Here is a 12789-nt window from a genome sequence, read left to right as displayed (position 1 = left end):
GGCAAACAATCGTCCGGTGCCACCAGCAAGATGCCGCACCCTAAGGCCAAAGCCAAGCAAAAGCCGGAAGAGCCGATTGTCGAACCGCGTCAGGCCAAAGCGGAGAAACCCGCCAAACGCCCAGAACGTCGCACCGGCGTGAAAGCGCAGGGCAATGTTTCCCAGCCCAGCGGGCGTCTTCAATCTAAGGCGTACCGTCAGGCTCAGGCGAAGGGTAAGGTGGGGCAGGATGCGTTTAAGTCAAAAGGCGGCAGTCAGTCCGGTGCGAAAGCCAAGCTGGCCAATCCCGATGCTTCGACGCGTGAAATTGCCCAGCAGGTGCGAGCGGAACGGTGTGCGCAGGGTAAAACCTGCTCCACCGGCAGTACGCGACCGATGCGTCAGCCACGACACGCTCAGGAAGCGCCGCCAAAAGTCGGTGAGTCCAAAACCCTGCATGGGCAGAGTGTTTCCGGCACGCAAGTGGGTCAAGGCGAAAAGAAGCTGACGGGGGCGGAATACGGTGCCTGTCAGTTGGTCAGCGGTACCGAGTATCTGGGGGCGGAAGAGTTCAGTCGGAACTGTGATACCCAACCCAGTCCGCAACCGGCGAAGGTGACGCAAACCCAGACCACACGTGGTCAAGTGGTGAGTGGTTCCACCAACGTGGGACGAGGTGAGAAGATGACGGGGAATGAGACGGGCACCTGTTCGGCCATTACCGGCACGGAATACTTGCCCGCGGATCAAAGTCAAATGTTTTGTGGCGCTACGCCTGCCAAGCCTAAGGCGGCTGGTTTTTCGGTGATGTCACAAGCCGCACCGAAAAGTGACGGGCAGAAAGTCACCGGTGGCGACAGTCGAAAGTCGCAATCGACGACGATCGCACCCAAAACGCCCGCCAAGGCACCGCAAAAAGTGATGCCTTCGCAAACGGCCAAAGGCAACACCACCACGGGCAGCCAGGTCGGGCGCATGGAGTCGGTCACGGGTGCTGAAAAAGGCGCGTGTTTATCGGTGACGGGTACTGGTTACCAAGGGGCGGAAGAAGCTAAGGCGTGCAATACACCTTTGCCGGAGTCGCCCGCCAAAGTCACGGCTTCTGGCACGACGGGTGGTCAGAAAGTCACCGGTGATCGCAGCGGTGCCTACTATGGTTTGACCGGTGCCGAAGCCGGTGACTGCAAAGCGGTGACGGGCACGCCTTACACCGGCGCAGAGCAATCGCAATTCTGCTCGATTGACGAACAGAATGAGATGAAAGTGCGCCAGCGTCAGGGAGCGAACCCTGCGATTTCAGGGGTTCAGCCAGGACCGATTGGCTTAACCGGTGCGCAAAAGGGCGCGTGTGAACTGGTGACGGGAACGCATTATCAAGGTCAAGATCAAACGGCCATGATGTGCGATACCCGCACCATCGCAACCCTGGGCGAGTCGGACTTTCCGGTCATGATGGGGCAAGCCCAAGCCGCCACGCCAATGGCGCAAACGCCTCCAGTGCTGGAAGAAGCCTCGCGCATAACCAGAGACGGTTGGGACAGAGGTTCCAAGGTCACCGGAACTGACGGGCCTTGGGCAGCTCAACGTAATGCGTCGATTCGAGGCGTTGCGGGACAGTCTCCGATGGGCGCCAGTCAATACCGACGTGCCAACAACGAGATACCGATGAGTCCGATTACGGGGTCTTCGGGCAATACGGATACCGGCGCGAAAGTGACGCTGTCCGGTGGCGCGAGAGCGTAATTTTAGAGCTGAAGAGTGGGTGCTGTGATGAATCGTAAGCAAAAGTCTCATCGTCAGAAATCATTGTTCTGGAAGCGGATTGCCCCGAATCCTCAGTGGGTGACGCCAGCGTCGTCATCCCCGGAGGTGGTGGACAACCCCGTGACCAGCTTGAGTGATTCGGGCTCCCATGCGTTGGTTGATGATCGACAGAATCAGTGGCTGCGCGATTATGAAATGGAGATTAAAACCGGATTTGATTCGATTCAAACGGTTTTGAAAAGCATTTTGGCACAGTCAGGCCAGGCGGATTTTATCCGCTGGGCCAATCAACAGCTTTTCGCAAAGCTGGGGGTTACTTTAACGGAGCCGGACTGGCAAAAGGGATTGCAGCTGCATTCTCAAACAGGCTTTCAGGTTTTGTACGGTAAAACCCTCTTTGCCCAATTTATGAAGATGTCGCAGGACTTCTTTGAACAGGATCCGTTAGCGGGTCGTAACAAACAACAGGCAGAGCGTATTTTTAATGAGGCCGGATTCCACGCCGTGGGGATTGCTCCCTGTGCCGATGGACGCTTGGCGCACATTTTAAGTTACGTCCTACGCTTGCCTTACAGCTTGGTTCGACGCAAGGCCCATGCCGGTGCCTTATTTGATGTCAGTGAAAGCGTTCGAAACTGGGTATTTATTGAACATAAACGGTTTCGTGAGGGGCTGCCGAATTCGGCCGATGACCCCACACGATACTTAAAAATTGCGGTGTATCACTTTTCCAAAGCCGACCCAACCCACCAGGGATGTGCGGCGCACGGGAGTGATGACCAAAAAGCGGCGCAAGCGGCGTTACAGAGATTAAACGATTTTAAACAGGCGATTGAAAATCGGTTTGGTTGCGGTTCCACCGTGCAGACACTGTTGCTGGGACTGAATACCGACGATGACAGCCTCAAGGTACACGTACCGGATGCGCAGGGTGCGGTTTCCTTGGCGCGTTATGTGGAAACCGAAACGCTGTATCGGGAGACGCAGGGAATGGTCGAAAGCCAGGCCTGGTCAAAATTGGAACAGGCGTTGGTGGCGTGCAATCAAGCGGCCAACGTCACCGCGCCTGAGCCTGGCCTGGTGAAACTGCTGGCTTGGTTGATGGCACAAAATTTTTCACAGATCGCCTATGTGAATCAGTTTGAAAATGGGTGTTACAGCGACTTGGGTCATGCCGAACGCTTTATCGGCATCGGTAATGGCTTTGAAGAGGTGCAGTTGCGTAACCTGAGTTATTACAGCTTTCTCGATACGGTTGAGGAAGGGGTGAACGATGTGGATGTCGGCATCAAGATTTTCAAAGGCTTGAATGTCAAAAAAGGGTGGCCCATCCCCATCATCATCCGCTGCGATTACGACGGGCGCGTACCGGGTTCTAAAGACCGAGCTGAAGCCAAAGCCGTGCGCATCGAGAAGGCATTGCACAATCGTTATCAGGAACTGTCGGCTTCGGGTTTGTTACAAACCTTACCGACCTTGAGAGATTTTACCGGCCATCAAGCGGCCGAATTATTACCAGGCCTGGCGGAAATGTCCGTTCAGCCCAAGACCGCATAGAAAGGAGGTGACACTTGAAAATCTATAAAGTCGATAAGACCCTCGTTTCAACCAACCGCATTGCGATGATGGAGCATAAACCTTTGCTGGTCGTTCGTGAGCGGGACGGGGGCACGCCTCAGGTTGCGGTGGATCCGGTCGGGTGCAAGCCCGGCGACTGGGTGTTATGTTGCGGCAGTTCGGCGGCACGCGACGCCACTGGTGTCAAAGGCTACCCAAGCGATCTCACCATCGTGGGCATAATCGATAAATGGGATGTTCCGGACGATGCAGATACTACAGGTTAAAAAACAATTGGTGCTGACCAGTCGTCTCGATGACTTAGGGCATCTGCCCCTCAAGACACTGAGTTCAGAAAGCGGTGAAACCCTGGTGGCGATGGACCCGGTGGGCACTAAGGAAGGCGATTGGGTGTTTACCATCGCCAACTCCGCCGCCCGAGACGCCGCCGGTGACAAACGATTATTAACGGATTTAACGGTGGGCGGCATTATTGATCAATGGCCACCTGAAGAACACTAAATTTTTTATATTTTCATTTTTAAAGTGAGCAACTCGAAGGAGAAAGTTATGAGTGATTACGGTATTGCCCTAGGCATGATTGAAACCCGTGGATTGGTGCCCGCCATTGAAGCCGCGGATGCCATGACGAAAGCAGCAGAAGTTCGCTTAGTCAGCCGTGAATTTGTAGGTGGTGGCTATGTCACTGTGTTGGTTCGGGGTGAAACGGGTGCCGTGAACGCGGCGGTTCGTGCCGGTGCCGACGCCTGTGAACGTGTTGGCGACGGCTTGGTGGCCGCGCACATCATCGCTCGCCCACACAAAGAAGTGGAACCAGTTTTAACAACGGAACAACAATAATTACGTTTCTTTAAAGGAGAAAAACCATGAGTACAGAATACGGTATTGCATTAGGAATGATTGAAACACGCGGCTTGGTTCCAGCGATTGAAGCCGCCGATGCCATGACGAAGGCGGCGGAAGTGCGCTTGGTCAGTCGTGAGTTTGTTGGCGGCGGTTATGTCACCGTCATGGTGCGCGGTGAAACCGGTGCGGTCAACGCGGCGGTGCGTGCCGGTGCCGATGCTTGCGAACGTGTGGGTGACGGTTTGGTCGCAGCGCACATCATTGCCCGTCCGCACAAAGAAGTCGAGCCGGTTTTGACCCTCGGTTCCAACACGGCCGGACGCAGCTAATTTAACCGGCAACCCGTTTGTTTCGATCAAACAGTCGGGGCAATGCGGCGGGTTCGAATCTCGATACCGCCGATTACCGTAATTTTGAGAGGTGAGTCATGCTTACCTTGATGAGTGTACTTTAGGAGTGTGATATGCGTTACGGAACCAGAATGCCTGGCAGTGTCATGCCAGGGCGCGGAGCCTTTCCCAATGGCCCGCAATCCGAAGCCATGACACCGAACAGTCAGATCCTCGGTTATCTCGGCCGGGCACTCAGTCTGGAATTCTCGGCGGGTCAGCATTATCTCGCACAGGCTTCTTTGGCCAAGTTCCGACAAGAGATGACCTTTGCGGAAGGCTTTGTCACTTTGGCCAATGAAGAGTTTCAACATGCGAATCGCATCACCGATCGTATGGTGGCGCAGGGTGCCTTGCCAGCGGGCAGCATTCTCAAGCCGGCGGATATGGCGAATAACATTGTTGAAGCACTTCAAACCTGTGAAGCGCGTGAATGGGACTTAATTCAGCTTTATACGGAGGCGTCAAATTTCTGTGCCAATGTGCAGGCCACAGACGATCAGGCGTTGTTCAACCGTCTGCTGGAAGAAGAAGTTACCCAACTCAATCGTGTCCAGGCCTGGTTGAATGACTACATTCAGTCCTTGCAACAAGGGCCGTCGATGCACAGGAGTTTTGTATGAATCCACGTTGGAAGTCGAAGGCCAAACCGGCCAGCTTGGAAGCGCGTTTTGAGTTTGAAGACTTCTCAATATTGCGCCGTTTTTTGGATGATCTGGCCGATCAGGCCGAGCGATTGGAGCATCATCCCAATATCAGTTTTGGGCGTAATCATGTTTCGGTGATTATCTATTCTCAGGCCGAGAGCCTGCAAGATGTGGATTATGCTTTAGCCGACAGCATTGATGCGGCTTTTAACGGTGTAATGAAATAAGGAGAGTCCTATGGCAACCGAAAACACAAAACCGGCGACGACGAATACGTCTGCCAAATCAGTGCCAACCAAACCGGCGAGCGCCGCCAAAAAACCGGCCTCGTCCACGGCGAACAAAACCACGGCGGCCGCTAAAACGGATCCTCGCAGTGCCGGACAGGAGCACATCGCCGAGACGGTGAAGCGTTTCCCAAGTCGTCGCGTGTGGCCGGATTAAGGGTTGAAGCCGTTCGTATTTTTCGTTGAGTGAAAGAGTCTTTGGGTCGGTATTCGGCCCATTTTTTTATCTGGTTTGTATCTGGTTTTCATCTGGTCACTCACCCATTGATTGAGGTCTATGGTTGAGGATTGAAGATTCAATTTTTAATCGGCTGGACTCTGTTTTAACCTAATCGTGTGAGTGTAATCTACCGGTCAATAGCCAAAGGGGTGTCCATGATGAAGTGGGAGGAGTCGAATTCGGAGTCCTGGCGCTGTCGTGATCCTCGGAAAGAGCGGAGTATCAGCGAAGGCACCGTGCCAATAGCGGCCATGAGGCAACCCGGTTCTGTGATAAATGAGGTACTGACCATGGTGGAAACCGAGGCCGAAAAGCTGGTGCATGTCGTATCGGATGATGCGTTGCTCGACCAGATCGAGTCGCTGGTGCGTTCCATGCCGGTTCGTTCGGTCAACCGCCTCAAGCTGGCGTCAGAGAGCAACCAGTCACTGTTGTTGGTGGTGATTTCAGCCGACGGTGTGCAGCGGCTTCATAATGAATTGAACGTGTATTTAGACAATGGCGATGCCATTACTGTGTTTACCGCCAATGTGGATGTGTTGACACCGAGTTATCTGGCGCAATAAAACATAATAAAGGTGACGGCGGAATGAATACGGTGGTATTGGCGACAGGCAACCCGAACAAAGTGGCTGAAATGATCCCGGTGATTGCGCCTTACGGGCTGGCCGCTGTGCCGCAATCGGAACTGTTTCACGGTGAGGTGGAAGAGGATGGTCTGAGCTTTATCGAAAATGCCCTGAAAAAAGCACGGTTTGCCAGTGCGCAAACGGGTTTGCCGGCTCTGGCGGATGACTCGGGTTTGGAAGTCGCGGCGCTGCAGGGAAAGCCTGGCTTGATTTCGGCACGCTATGCCTCCCAAGGGCGGCACAAACCGTCGGACGTTGAAAATGTGCAGCAATTACTGCACGACATGCGACACCTGCCATACAGCCAGCGTCAGGCGCGTTATGTGTCGGCCGTGGTGTATGTCCAGCACGCAAAGGATGCCAGGCCTTTGATTGGCGTAGGACACTGGTATGGTGAGGTGTTAATGGCACCCAGAAGCGGGTGCGGTATAGGATACGACGATATTATGTGGATTCCGAAGTTGGTTCGAACCGTTTCGGAATTGTCTTTGGCGGATAAAATTCGTCTCAGTCATCGAACCCACGCCATCCATTCCGTGATGGCACAATTAAAGGCCAATGCGTTTTATGATTAAGCTGAGAACCTATGTATTTTTGGATGCACTGCAGCCGCAGTTGGCTTCCTATATGGCGACCGCTTCCATGGGCTTTTTGCCGGTGGAAGGGGATGCCTGCCTCTGGGCGGAAGTGGCACCGGGCATGGCGGTGCATCGCTTATCCGACATTGCTTTGAAAGCCTCCAATGTGCGTTTGGCGCAACAGGTGGTGGAGCGTGCTTACGGTTCCATGGTGATTCACCACCGCACCCAGAGCGATGTGCTGGAATCCGGCGAACGCATTTTACAGCATTTGCAGACGCGGGAATTCGACCGCCAGCCGTGTGTGGTGATGTGGAGTGAAATCATTCGATGTGTGACACCGGATCACGCCACTTTGATTAACCGTGATAACCGTCGCGGCTCAATGGTGCTGGCCGGACAAAGCCTGTTTATTATGGAAACCGAACCGGCGGGTTACATTGTCTATGCCGCCAACGAAGCGGAAAAAGCCGCCAATGTGACCTTGGTGGAAGCGCGTGCGGTGGGGGCTTACGGGCGTTTGATTATGAGTGGTAAAGAAGCGGATGTGCAAGAAGCGGCTCAGGCCGCCAAACGTGCGTTGGTAGGGCTGTCCTGCTCGGTGGCATAATCGATGGCAAGAGATGGGGAAACATCGTTAAAATGATGGTTAAACGAAGTACCCCATCACACGAAACTTTTGGGAGAGCTGGAATGAGTGACAATCAGGATGGAAAAGGAGGCGCAAACCCGGTGACATCGAATTTTCTGATTCGTCACGCTTCCTTGCGCCAGATTCAAGTGTTTGAATGTGTGGCGCGTAACCTCAGCTTTACTCGTGCGGCCGAGCAGTTGTATCTGACGCAGCCGACCGTGTCGTCGCAGGTCAAAAGCCTGGCTGAAGCGATTGATATGCCGCTTTATGAACAGGTGGGGCGCAAAATTTAACTGACGGAAATTGGCGAACAGGTGGCCTGCAGCTGCCGAGCGATTATTGATCAGCTGTCCAATCTCGAAATTCTGCTGGATGATTTTCGCGGTTTAAAGCGCGGACGTCTGCGCGTGGCCGTGATTACCACGGCGAAATATTTTGCCCCTTTGGCGCTGGGAAAATTCTGTAAGCGTTATCCCGACATTGAGCTGAGTTTAAAAGTCGGTAACCGTAACACCATTTTAAAACGCATCGAGCGTAATTTGGATGACCTTTATATTTTAGGTCAGGTGCCGGATTTGGATATGGATCTGGAAGCCATTCCGTTTGCCCCCAATCCTTTGGTGATTATTGCGCATGCCAACCATGAGCTGGCGGGTAAAAAAGTGACCCTGAAACGTTTGGCGAAAGAGCCGTTTATTATGCGTGAAAAAGGTTCCGGCATTCGCACCGCAGTGGAAGAAACCTTTGCCAAAAAGGCCTGACGGTGAATGAACGCATGATGCTGGAAACCAACGAAGCCATTAAGCATTGTGTGATGGGCGAGCTGGGTGTGGCCTGCGTTTCCGAACACGCGCTGGAGTTGCACTCACCCAATACGCACCTGATTAAGCTGGATGTGGAAGGCTTTCCGATTCATCGGCAATGGAATATTGTGTATCCCAAATCCAAGTCGCTGTCACTTTTAGCAGAAGAGTTTTTGGCATTTTTACAGGAAGAAGGTGAACAATACCTGGCATTGGATACCGATATTCAAACGGTTTCTTAACGATTCAATACAAATCTGTCAAAATAAGCGTCTTGTATGTCTGATACAGTAAAGGCATTTTCAAATTAACAGGACGCACTTATTGCGCAACAACCGCATGCCACTCACTTCCATTTCGCCCCGTTGGGCACTTACCCTAGCGATTTTTACGCGGTTTCTCAAACTGGGGCTCACCAGCTTCGGTGGGCCGGCGGCGCACATTGGTTTTTTTCATCAGGCGTTTGTGGTGCAACGGCGCTGGTTTGATGAAGCCACTTTTGCACGCTGGATTGCCTTGTGCCATCTTCTGCCCGGGCCGTCCAGTTCGCAGCTGGGATTTTTAATCGGCTATCAGCGTGGCGGCTGGGCGGGTGCCCTAGCGGCGTTTGTCGGTTTTACTCTGCCGTCTGCATTGATCATGCTGGGGCTGGCTTACGGCTGGTTCTGGTTGGATGCGGCCTGGCAACCGGTTTGGCATGCGTTGGTGCTGGTGGCTGCGGCCATTGTCATCCAGGTGACTTGGCAGATGAGTTGGCAATTTTGCCAGGCCTGGTCACTTCGTTTGTTGGCACTGTTCACCGCCATCGGGCTGGCATTGTGGCCATCCGTGTGGGCACCGGTGGTGCTGTTGACGTTGCTGGGAGGGATCGGTGTGGTGTTTAAACGGCGGCTAGACCAAGCCGTTGTGCCGCCAACCCAGGATTATGACGCGGTCGGTGTAACGGCGTTTCGCACCCCTTCCATCCGAATGGGCTGGGGGTTGATGGCTGTGGCGGTAGCATTGCTGGGCTTATTGCCCTTATGGGCGTTTAGCCTTGGTGGCCTCGGAGCCATTGCCGATGGCTTTTATCGTGCCGGAGCGCTGGTATTCGGCGGCGGCCATGTGGTGCTGCCGATGCTGGAACTGGAATGGGTGCAAAGCGGTGCCGTCACCGAATCGCAGTTTCTTGCTGGGTACAGTCTGGCGCAAGCCTTGCCGGGGCCATTGTTCACCTTTGCCGCTTATCTCGGCGGGGTGATGGGCGGCTGGGCGGGGGCGTTGGTGGCGACGCTGGCGATTTTCCTGCCTGGGCTACTGTTGATTATCGGCATTCTGCCGTTTTATCAAGCCTTCACGTCTTCCAAACGGGTGCAGGCGGGTCTGGTGGCGGTGCAAGCGGGCGTGGTCGGTTTTCTGCTGTTTGCCTTGGCCGTGCCGATTCTGCCGCACGCCCTTGTCGATTGGGGCAGTGGTATCCTCTTGGCGCTGAACCTGCTTCTGCTGTTTAAATGGCGCTGGCCCGCCATCTGGCTGATGCCGCTGAATATCGGACTCTATTGGAGTTGGGTGCAGGTCGTTCGGGCTAGTTCAGTCGGGTAAGGTGAATTCGGCCAAGCTAAAACGCATTCTGAATCCATTCCGGCTCGGATGTTGCGTCGTGATAGGCGAGGACATCGAAGCGCATGGCGTGGTGTTGGTAGCTGGGGTGTTTCAGCAGAAACACCTGAGCGCAACGTGTCAGGCGGGCTTGTTTGCGGGCATCGACAAACTCGGCGGCATGGCCGAAATCACGGTTTTTGCGGGCTTTGACTTCAATGAACACCAAGGTGTCATCGGCGTCCAGCGCAATCAAATCAATCTCGCCGCCTTTGCAGTGAAAGTTCTCAAACAGAATGCGGTGTTGATGGCGAATCAGCCAGTGTTTGGCCTCCTGTTCCGCTTGTTGCCCTTGATTTCGACTGAACCATCCCATAGTATCGTGTCGTGTTCGCTTGAGCAGCTTATTGCGGTGGCGGGCGCGAGGTGGGCGGTATCAGCGGTTTCGCCAGGCCTGTCGAATCGTATTCGGCCCAGCGATACAGATGATCCGCCGCAGGGCCGTTCTGCGTGAGGCGACCGGTCATACCGTTGTTCAAACACAGCCCGGGCGCGAGTTTGTTTTGGTTCATCACTAAGGTAAGGCTGTCCCAACCAAAGGCTTCAAACGGCGTATTGAGTGGACTCGGGTAAATCGCCGCCGTCATGGTGGGGAAAATTAACCCGCTCAAATCTGGGTTGGCCGGGGTTTTGTCCAGTTGCGACGGGGTGATTTTCGACGTGGCGTAAAGCGGTTGCTTCAGGTCGAAAAAATCAAATTGCGGTTTGAACACACTCAAGCGCTCGTTGTTACCCACCACCACAATGGCGTCCAGGTCTTGGCGAGTGCGCGGCGTGAATTCAATGGATTCGCGCAGCAACCAGTAAAGATTGTTTTTGCGCGCCTGACTTTCCGTTTCGTTAATGACATTGCCCAGAGCCTCACGCAGATTCGGGTTTTTGGCGGGGTAGGTCTTTAAAATGACCTGTTGCTCGGGCTGCTGCTGCCAATATTGCGCAATCTCGGTCGCCAGGTCGGCATCGGAAGCGGCGGTGCTGGAGAGAACGCCAATGCGTCGATGACCGCTTAGATGCAATTTCTGCACGATCTGCAGCGCTTCGGTGGCGGACAGATAATTGAAATAATCAAACGTGTCCGTGGCGGGTTGGTTTAAGGCCAGAACATTGTTAGGACGCAACTTGGCCAGTTCCGCCAGCGCCTCTTTGGTCAAAGGGCCAATCACCCATTCGGCACCGTCACGCACCGCGTTTTGGTAGCGTTCCGCCAGCTTGTCGAGGTTGGCGCTGTCGTAAAATCGCAGCTGGGTGTCGGCATAATTGGTAAAGTGGTTTTTCAGCAGACCGTTGCGAATCTGTTCACTGATCACCGCATAAGGGCCGCTAAATGGCAGAAACACCGCCACCTGTTTGATTTGGCGAGGTTTTGCCAGGCGTGCCTGAAGTTGCGGCAGCAGGTGGTGATTGTACAGCGCCTGCGGATAGAACTCCGCCAGATCACGCAGCGCCTGTGACTGCCACACAGGGCGCTGTTGTGTGGCCTGTACCAAAGCCAACCAATCTTGTAAAGGGGCTTGGGTGGGCGTCTGCTGGCTCAGTCGTGCCCGTTCTGCCTGGGGCAGGGCTTTCAATGTGGACCAGACTTGATATTCAATCGCCAATTGATTGGCGGCATCCGTCTGCGCCCAAAGCTGCTGGCTCAGTTGAATGTATTTCGACCAGGCCTGGCGATTTTGGGCCTCACGGATGGCGTTTTCTAACGTCTGAGTATCGGTGACGGTTTCCGGGGCGGTGTCTTCGGCGACCGGTTTGGGCTGTTTGTCGGTTTCACTGGTCGTGCTGCAGCTTGTCAGGCCGAAAAAGGCCGTCGCCAGAACCGCCGATACTACCCATGACGCAAAAGACGTATAAGACGTAAAGGGCTTTAACATTTTCGTTACAATAACCGCTTGAATAAGAAGAGCCACATTATAACGGAAATAAATGGATATTACCTCATGACGCCATCTACGATGGAAACCGCCGGTTGCCTGTACATTGTCGCCACGCCCATTGGCCACCTCAAAGACATCACCCTGCGCGCGCTGGAGGTGTTGGAACAGGCGGACTGGATTGCGGCGGAAGATACGCGCCACTCCAAAAAACTGCTGCAGCACTACGGAATCAAAACGCCTTTAATCAGCTTGCATGACCATAACGAACTGCAACGGCGTGACGAATTGCTGGCGCGCTTGCAAGCGGGCGAAACCGGTGCGCTGATTTCCGATGCCGGCACGCCACTGATCAGCGACCCGGGCTATCATCTGGTCAGCCTGCTGCGGCATGAAGGGGTTCGGGTGGAACCTGTGCCCGGTGCGTCGGCGCTGATTGCCGCGCTCAGTGCCGCCGGGCTGGCGACCGACCGATTTACGTTTGAAGGGTTTTTACCAGCGAAAAAACATAAACGCTTGCACACTCTGGAAGCCTTGGTGACCGAACCCAGAACCATGGTGTTTTATGAGTCGCCGCACCGGCTGTTGGAAAGCCTGGCGGCTTTTAAAGACGTGTTTGGTTCGGAGCGTGAAATGGTTGTCGCCAAGGAGTTGACCAAGCAGTTCGAAACCTTTGTTTCCGGTGGCGTTGGGACGGTTTTATCCTTTTTTGAACACCATCCCGATAAAGTTCGGGGGGAGTTTGTGATGATTTTGTCCGGTTGTCTGTTAGTGGAAGTGGATGCCACGGCGTTGAGTCCTGAAGCCGAAAAATGGATTCAAATTTTGCAGCGACAATCCTTGCCGGTGAAACAGATTTCGGAAATTGTGGCGGAAGCTTACGACTTGAAAAAGAAAGCGGTCTATCAGCGCGTTTTGGAATTAAAAAA

Annotated in this window: 17 protein-coding genes and 1 pseudogene; 16 read left to right on the top strand and 2 right to left on the bottom strand. The window is 54.1% G+C overall.

Features of this window, described 5'->3' with window-relative positions; translation table 11 throughout:
• The 15 genes and pseudogenes from csoS2 to chrA form a co-directional block, all read left to right on the top strand.
• Window positions 1–1722, top strand: a 1722-nt coding sequence (gene csoS2 / locus ACP5D0_RS07455; RefSeq protein WP_472365037.1) for a carboxysome assembly protein CsoS2, incomplete at its 5' end; no start/stop codon positions are given.
• Between the two features lie 27 nt (window positions 1723–1749).
• Entirely contained in the window at window positions 1750–3300 is a 1551-nt protein-coding gene (locus ACP5D0_RS07450; protein WP_472365036.1) for a carboxysome shell carbonic anhydrase, read from the top strand.
• A 14-nt stretch (window positions 3301–3314) separates the two neighbouring features.
• Entirely contained in the window at window positions 3315–3587 is a 273-nt protein-coding gene (locus ACP5D0_RS07445) for a carboxysome peptide A (RefSeq protein ID WP_472365035.1), read from the top strand.
• On the top strand, window positions 3568–3822 hold the full coding sequence (locus ACP5D0_RS07440; protein WP_472365034.1) for a carboxysome peptide B: 255 nt from the start codon (window positions 3568–3570) through the stop codon (window positions 3820–3822). Before ACP5D0_RS07445 ends, ACP5D0_RS07440 begins: the two co-directional genes overlap by 20 nt.
• Before the next feature lie 48 nt (window positions 3823–3870).
• Window positions 3871–4161 (top strand): BMC domain-containing protein, encoded by a 291-nt coding sequence (locus ACP5D0_RS07435; RefSeq protein ID WP_472365033.1) that lies wholly within the window; start codon window positions 3871–3873, stop codon window positions 4159–4161.
• A gap of 26 nt (window positions 4162–4187) precedes the next feature.
• Window positions 4188–4496, top strand: coding sequence for a BMC domain-containing protein (locus tag ACP5D0_RS07430; RefSeq protein ID WP_472365032.1), 309 nt, complete (start codon window positions 4188–4190; stop codon window positions 4494–4496).
• A gap of 134 nt (window positions 4497–4630) precedes the next feature.
• Window positions 4631–5179, top strand: coding sequence for a ferritin-like domain-containing protein (locus ACP5D0_RS07425; protein ID WP_472365031.1), 549 nt, complete (start codon window positions 4631–4633; stop codon window positions 5177–5179).
• Window positions 5176–5430: a 4a-hydroxytetrahydrobiopterin dehydratase gene (locus ACP5D0_RS07420; protein ID WP_472365030.1), complete on the top strand. Its 255-nt coding sequence runs from the start codon at window positions 5176–5178 to the stop codon at window positions 5428–5430. The genes ACP5D0_RS07425 and ACP5D0_RS07420 overlap by 4 nt, the downstream gene beginning before the upstream one ends.
• Before the next feature lie 10 nt (window positions 5431–5440).
• Window positions 5441–5647 carry a hypothetical protein gene (locus ACP5D0_RS07415; RefSeq protein ID WP_472365029.1) on the top strand — a complete coding sequence of 69 codons (207 nt, stop codon included), beginning with the start codon at window positions 5441–5443 and terminating at the stop codon, window positions 5645–5647.
• Between the two features lie 353 nt (window positions 5648–6000).
• Window positions 6001–6276: a hypothetical protein gene (locus ACP5D0_RS07410; RefSeq protein WP_472365028.1), complete on the top strand. Its 276-nt coding sequence runs from the start codon at window positions 6001–6003 to the stop codon at window positions 6274–6276.
• Window positions 6277–6299: 23 nt separating this feature from the next.
• Window positions 6300–6914, top strand: coding sequence for a non-canonical purine NTP pyrophosphatase (locus tag ACP5D0_RS07405; protein ID WP_472365027.1), 615 nt, complete (start codon window positions 6300–6302; stop codon window positions 6912–6914).
• Complete coding sequence (locus tag ACP5D0_RS07400) at window positions 6907–7527, top strand: BMC domain-containing protein (protein WP_472365026.1); 621 nt, start codon at window positions 6907–6909, stop codon at window positions 7525–7527. Before ACP5D0_RS07405 ends, ACP5D0_RS07400 begins: the two co-directional genes overlap by 8 nt.
• A gap of 83 nt (window positions 7528–7610) precedes the next feature.
• Entirely contained in the window at window positions 7611–7844 is a 234-nt protein-coding gene (locus tag ACP5D0_RS07395; protein ID WP_472365025.1) for a helix-turn-helix domain-containing protein, read from the top strand.
• Between the two features lie 21 nt (window positions 7845–7865).
• Window positions 7866–8596 (top strand): annotated as a pseudogene (locus ACP5D0_RS07390) (LysR substrate-binding domain-containing protein).
• Window positions 8597–8693: 97 nt separating this feature from the next.
• Window positions 8694–9935: a chromate efflux transporter gene (gene chrA, locus ACP5D0_RS07385; RefSeq protein ID WP_472365024.1), complete on the top strand. Its 1242-nt coding sequence runs from the start codon at window positions 8694–8696 to the stop codon at window positions 9933–9935.
• 16 nt (window positions 9936–9951) lie between these two features.
• Here chrA and ACP5D0_RS07380 read toward each other — a convergent pair whose 3' ends face one another.
• Both ACP5D0_RS07380 and ACP5D0_RS07375 read right to left on the bottom strand, forming a co-directional pair.
• Entirely contained in the window at window positions 9952–10308 is a 357-nt protein-coding gene (locus tag ACP5D0_RS07380; RefSeq protein ID WP_472365023.1) for a YraN family protein, read from the bottom strand.
• A 28-nt stretch (window positions 10309–10336) separates the two neighbouring features.
• Window positions 10337–11860 (bottom strand): penicillin-binding protein activator, encoded by a 1524-nt coding sequence (locus tag ACP5D0_RS07375; protein WP_472365022.1) that lies wholly within the window; start codon window positions 11858–11860, stop codon window positions 10337–10339.
• A gap of 66 nt (window positions 11861–11926) precedes the next feature.
• Between ACP5D0_RS07375 and rsmI the strand changes: the two genes are divergently transcribed.
• The coding region (rsmI, locus tag ACP5D0_RS07370; RefSeq protein ID WP_472365021.1) for a 16S rRNA (cytidine(1402)-2'-O)-methyltransferase at window positions 11927–12789 on the top strand (863 nt) is incomplete at its 3' end.

Source organism: Hydrogenovibrio sp. (assembly GCF_049975065.1).
Taxonomy (GTDB): Bacteria; Pseudomonadota; Gammaproteobacteria; order Thiomicrospirales; family Thiomicrospiraceae; genus Hydrogenovibrio.
The sequence above is the reverse complement of the archived record's forward strand: the minus strand, read 5'-3'. Positions and strand labels throughout refer to the sequence as shown.

Coding starts and splice junctions, on each gene's coding strand:
- ACP5D0_RS07450 (WP_472365036.1), top strand. CDS start 1,750: ATGAATCGTAAGCAAAAGTCTCATCGTCAGAAATCATTGTTCTGGAAG.
- ACP5D0_RS07440 (WP_472365034.1), top strand. CDS start 3,568: ATGCAGATACTACAGGTTAAAAAACAATTGGTGCTGACCAGTCGTCTC.
- ACP5D0_RS07435 (WP_472365033.1), top strand. CDS start 3,871: ATGAGTGATTACGGTATTGCCCTAGGCATGATTGAAACCCGTGGATTG.
- ACP5D0_RS07430 (WP_472365032.1), top strand. CDS start 4,188: ATGAGTACAGAATACGGTATTGCATTAGGAATGATTGAAACACGCGGC.
- ACP5D0_RS07425 (WP_472365031.1), top strand. CDS start 4,631: ATGCGTTACGGAACCAGAATGCCTGGCAGTGTCATGCCAGGGCGCGGA.
- ACP5D0_RS07420 (WP_472365030.1), top strand. CDS start 5,176: ATGAATCCACGTTGGAAGTCGAAGGCCAAACCGGCCAGCTTGGAAGCG.
- ACP5D0_RS07415 (WP_472365029.1), top strand. CDS start 5,441: ATGGCAACCGAAAACACAAAACCGGCGACGACGAATACGTCTGCCAAA.
- ACP5D0_RS07410 (WP_472365028.1), top strand. CDS start 6,001: ATGGTGGAAACCGAGGCCGAAAAGCTGGTGCATGTCGTATCGGATGAT.
- ACP5D0_RS07405 (WP_472365027.1), top strand. CDS start 6,300: ATGAATACGGTGGTATTGGCGACAGGCAACCCGAACAAAGTGGCTGAA.
- ACP5D0_RS07400 (WP_472365026.1), top strand. CDS start 6,907: ATGATTAAGCTGAGAACCTATGTATTTTTGGATGCACTGCAGCCGCAG.
- ACP5D0_RS07395 (WP_472365025.1), top strand. CDS start 7,611: ATGAGTGACAATCAGGATGGAAAAGGAGGCGCAAACCCGGTGACATCG.
- chrA (WP_472365024.1), top strand. CDS start 8,694: ATGCCACTCACTTCCATTTCGCCCCGTTGGGCACTTACCCTAGCGATT.
- ACP5D0_RS07380 (WP_472365023.1), bottom strand. CDS start 10,308: ATGGGATGGTTCAGTCGAAATCAAGGGCAACAAGCGGAACAGGAGGCC.
- ACP5D0_RS07375 (WP_472365022.1), bottom strand. CDS start 11,860: ATGTTAAAGCCCTTTACGTCTTATACGTCTTTTGCGTCATGGGTAGTA.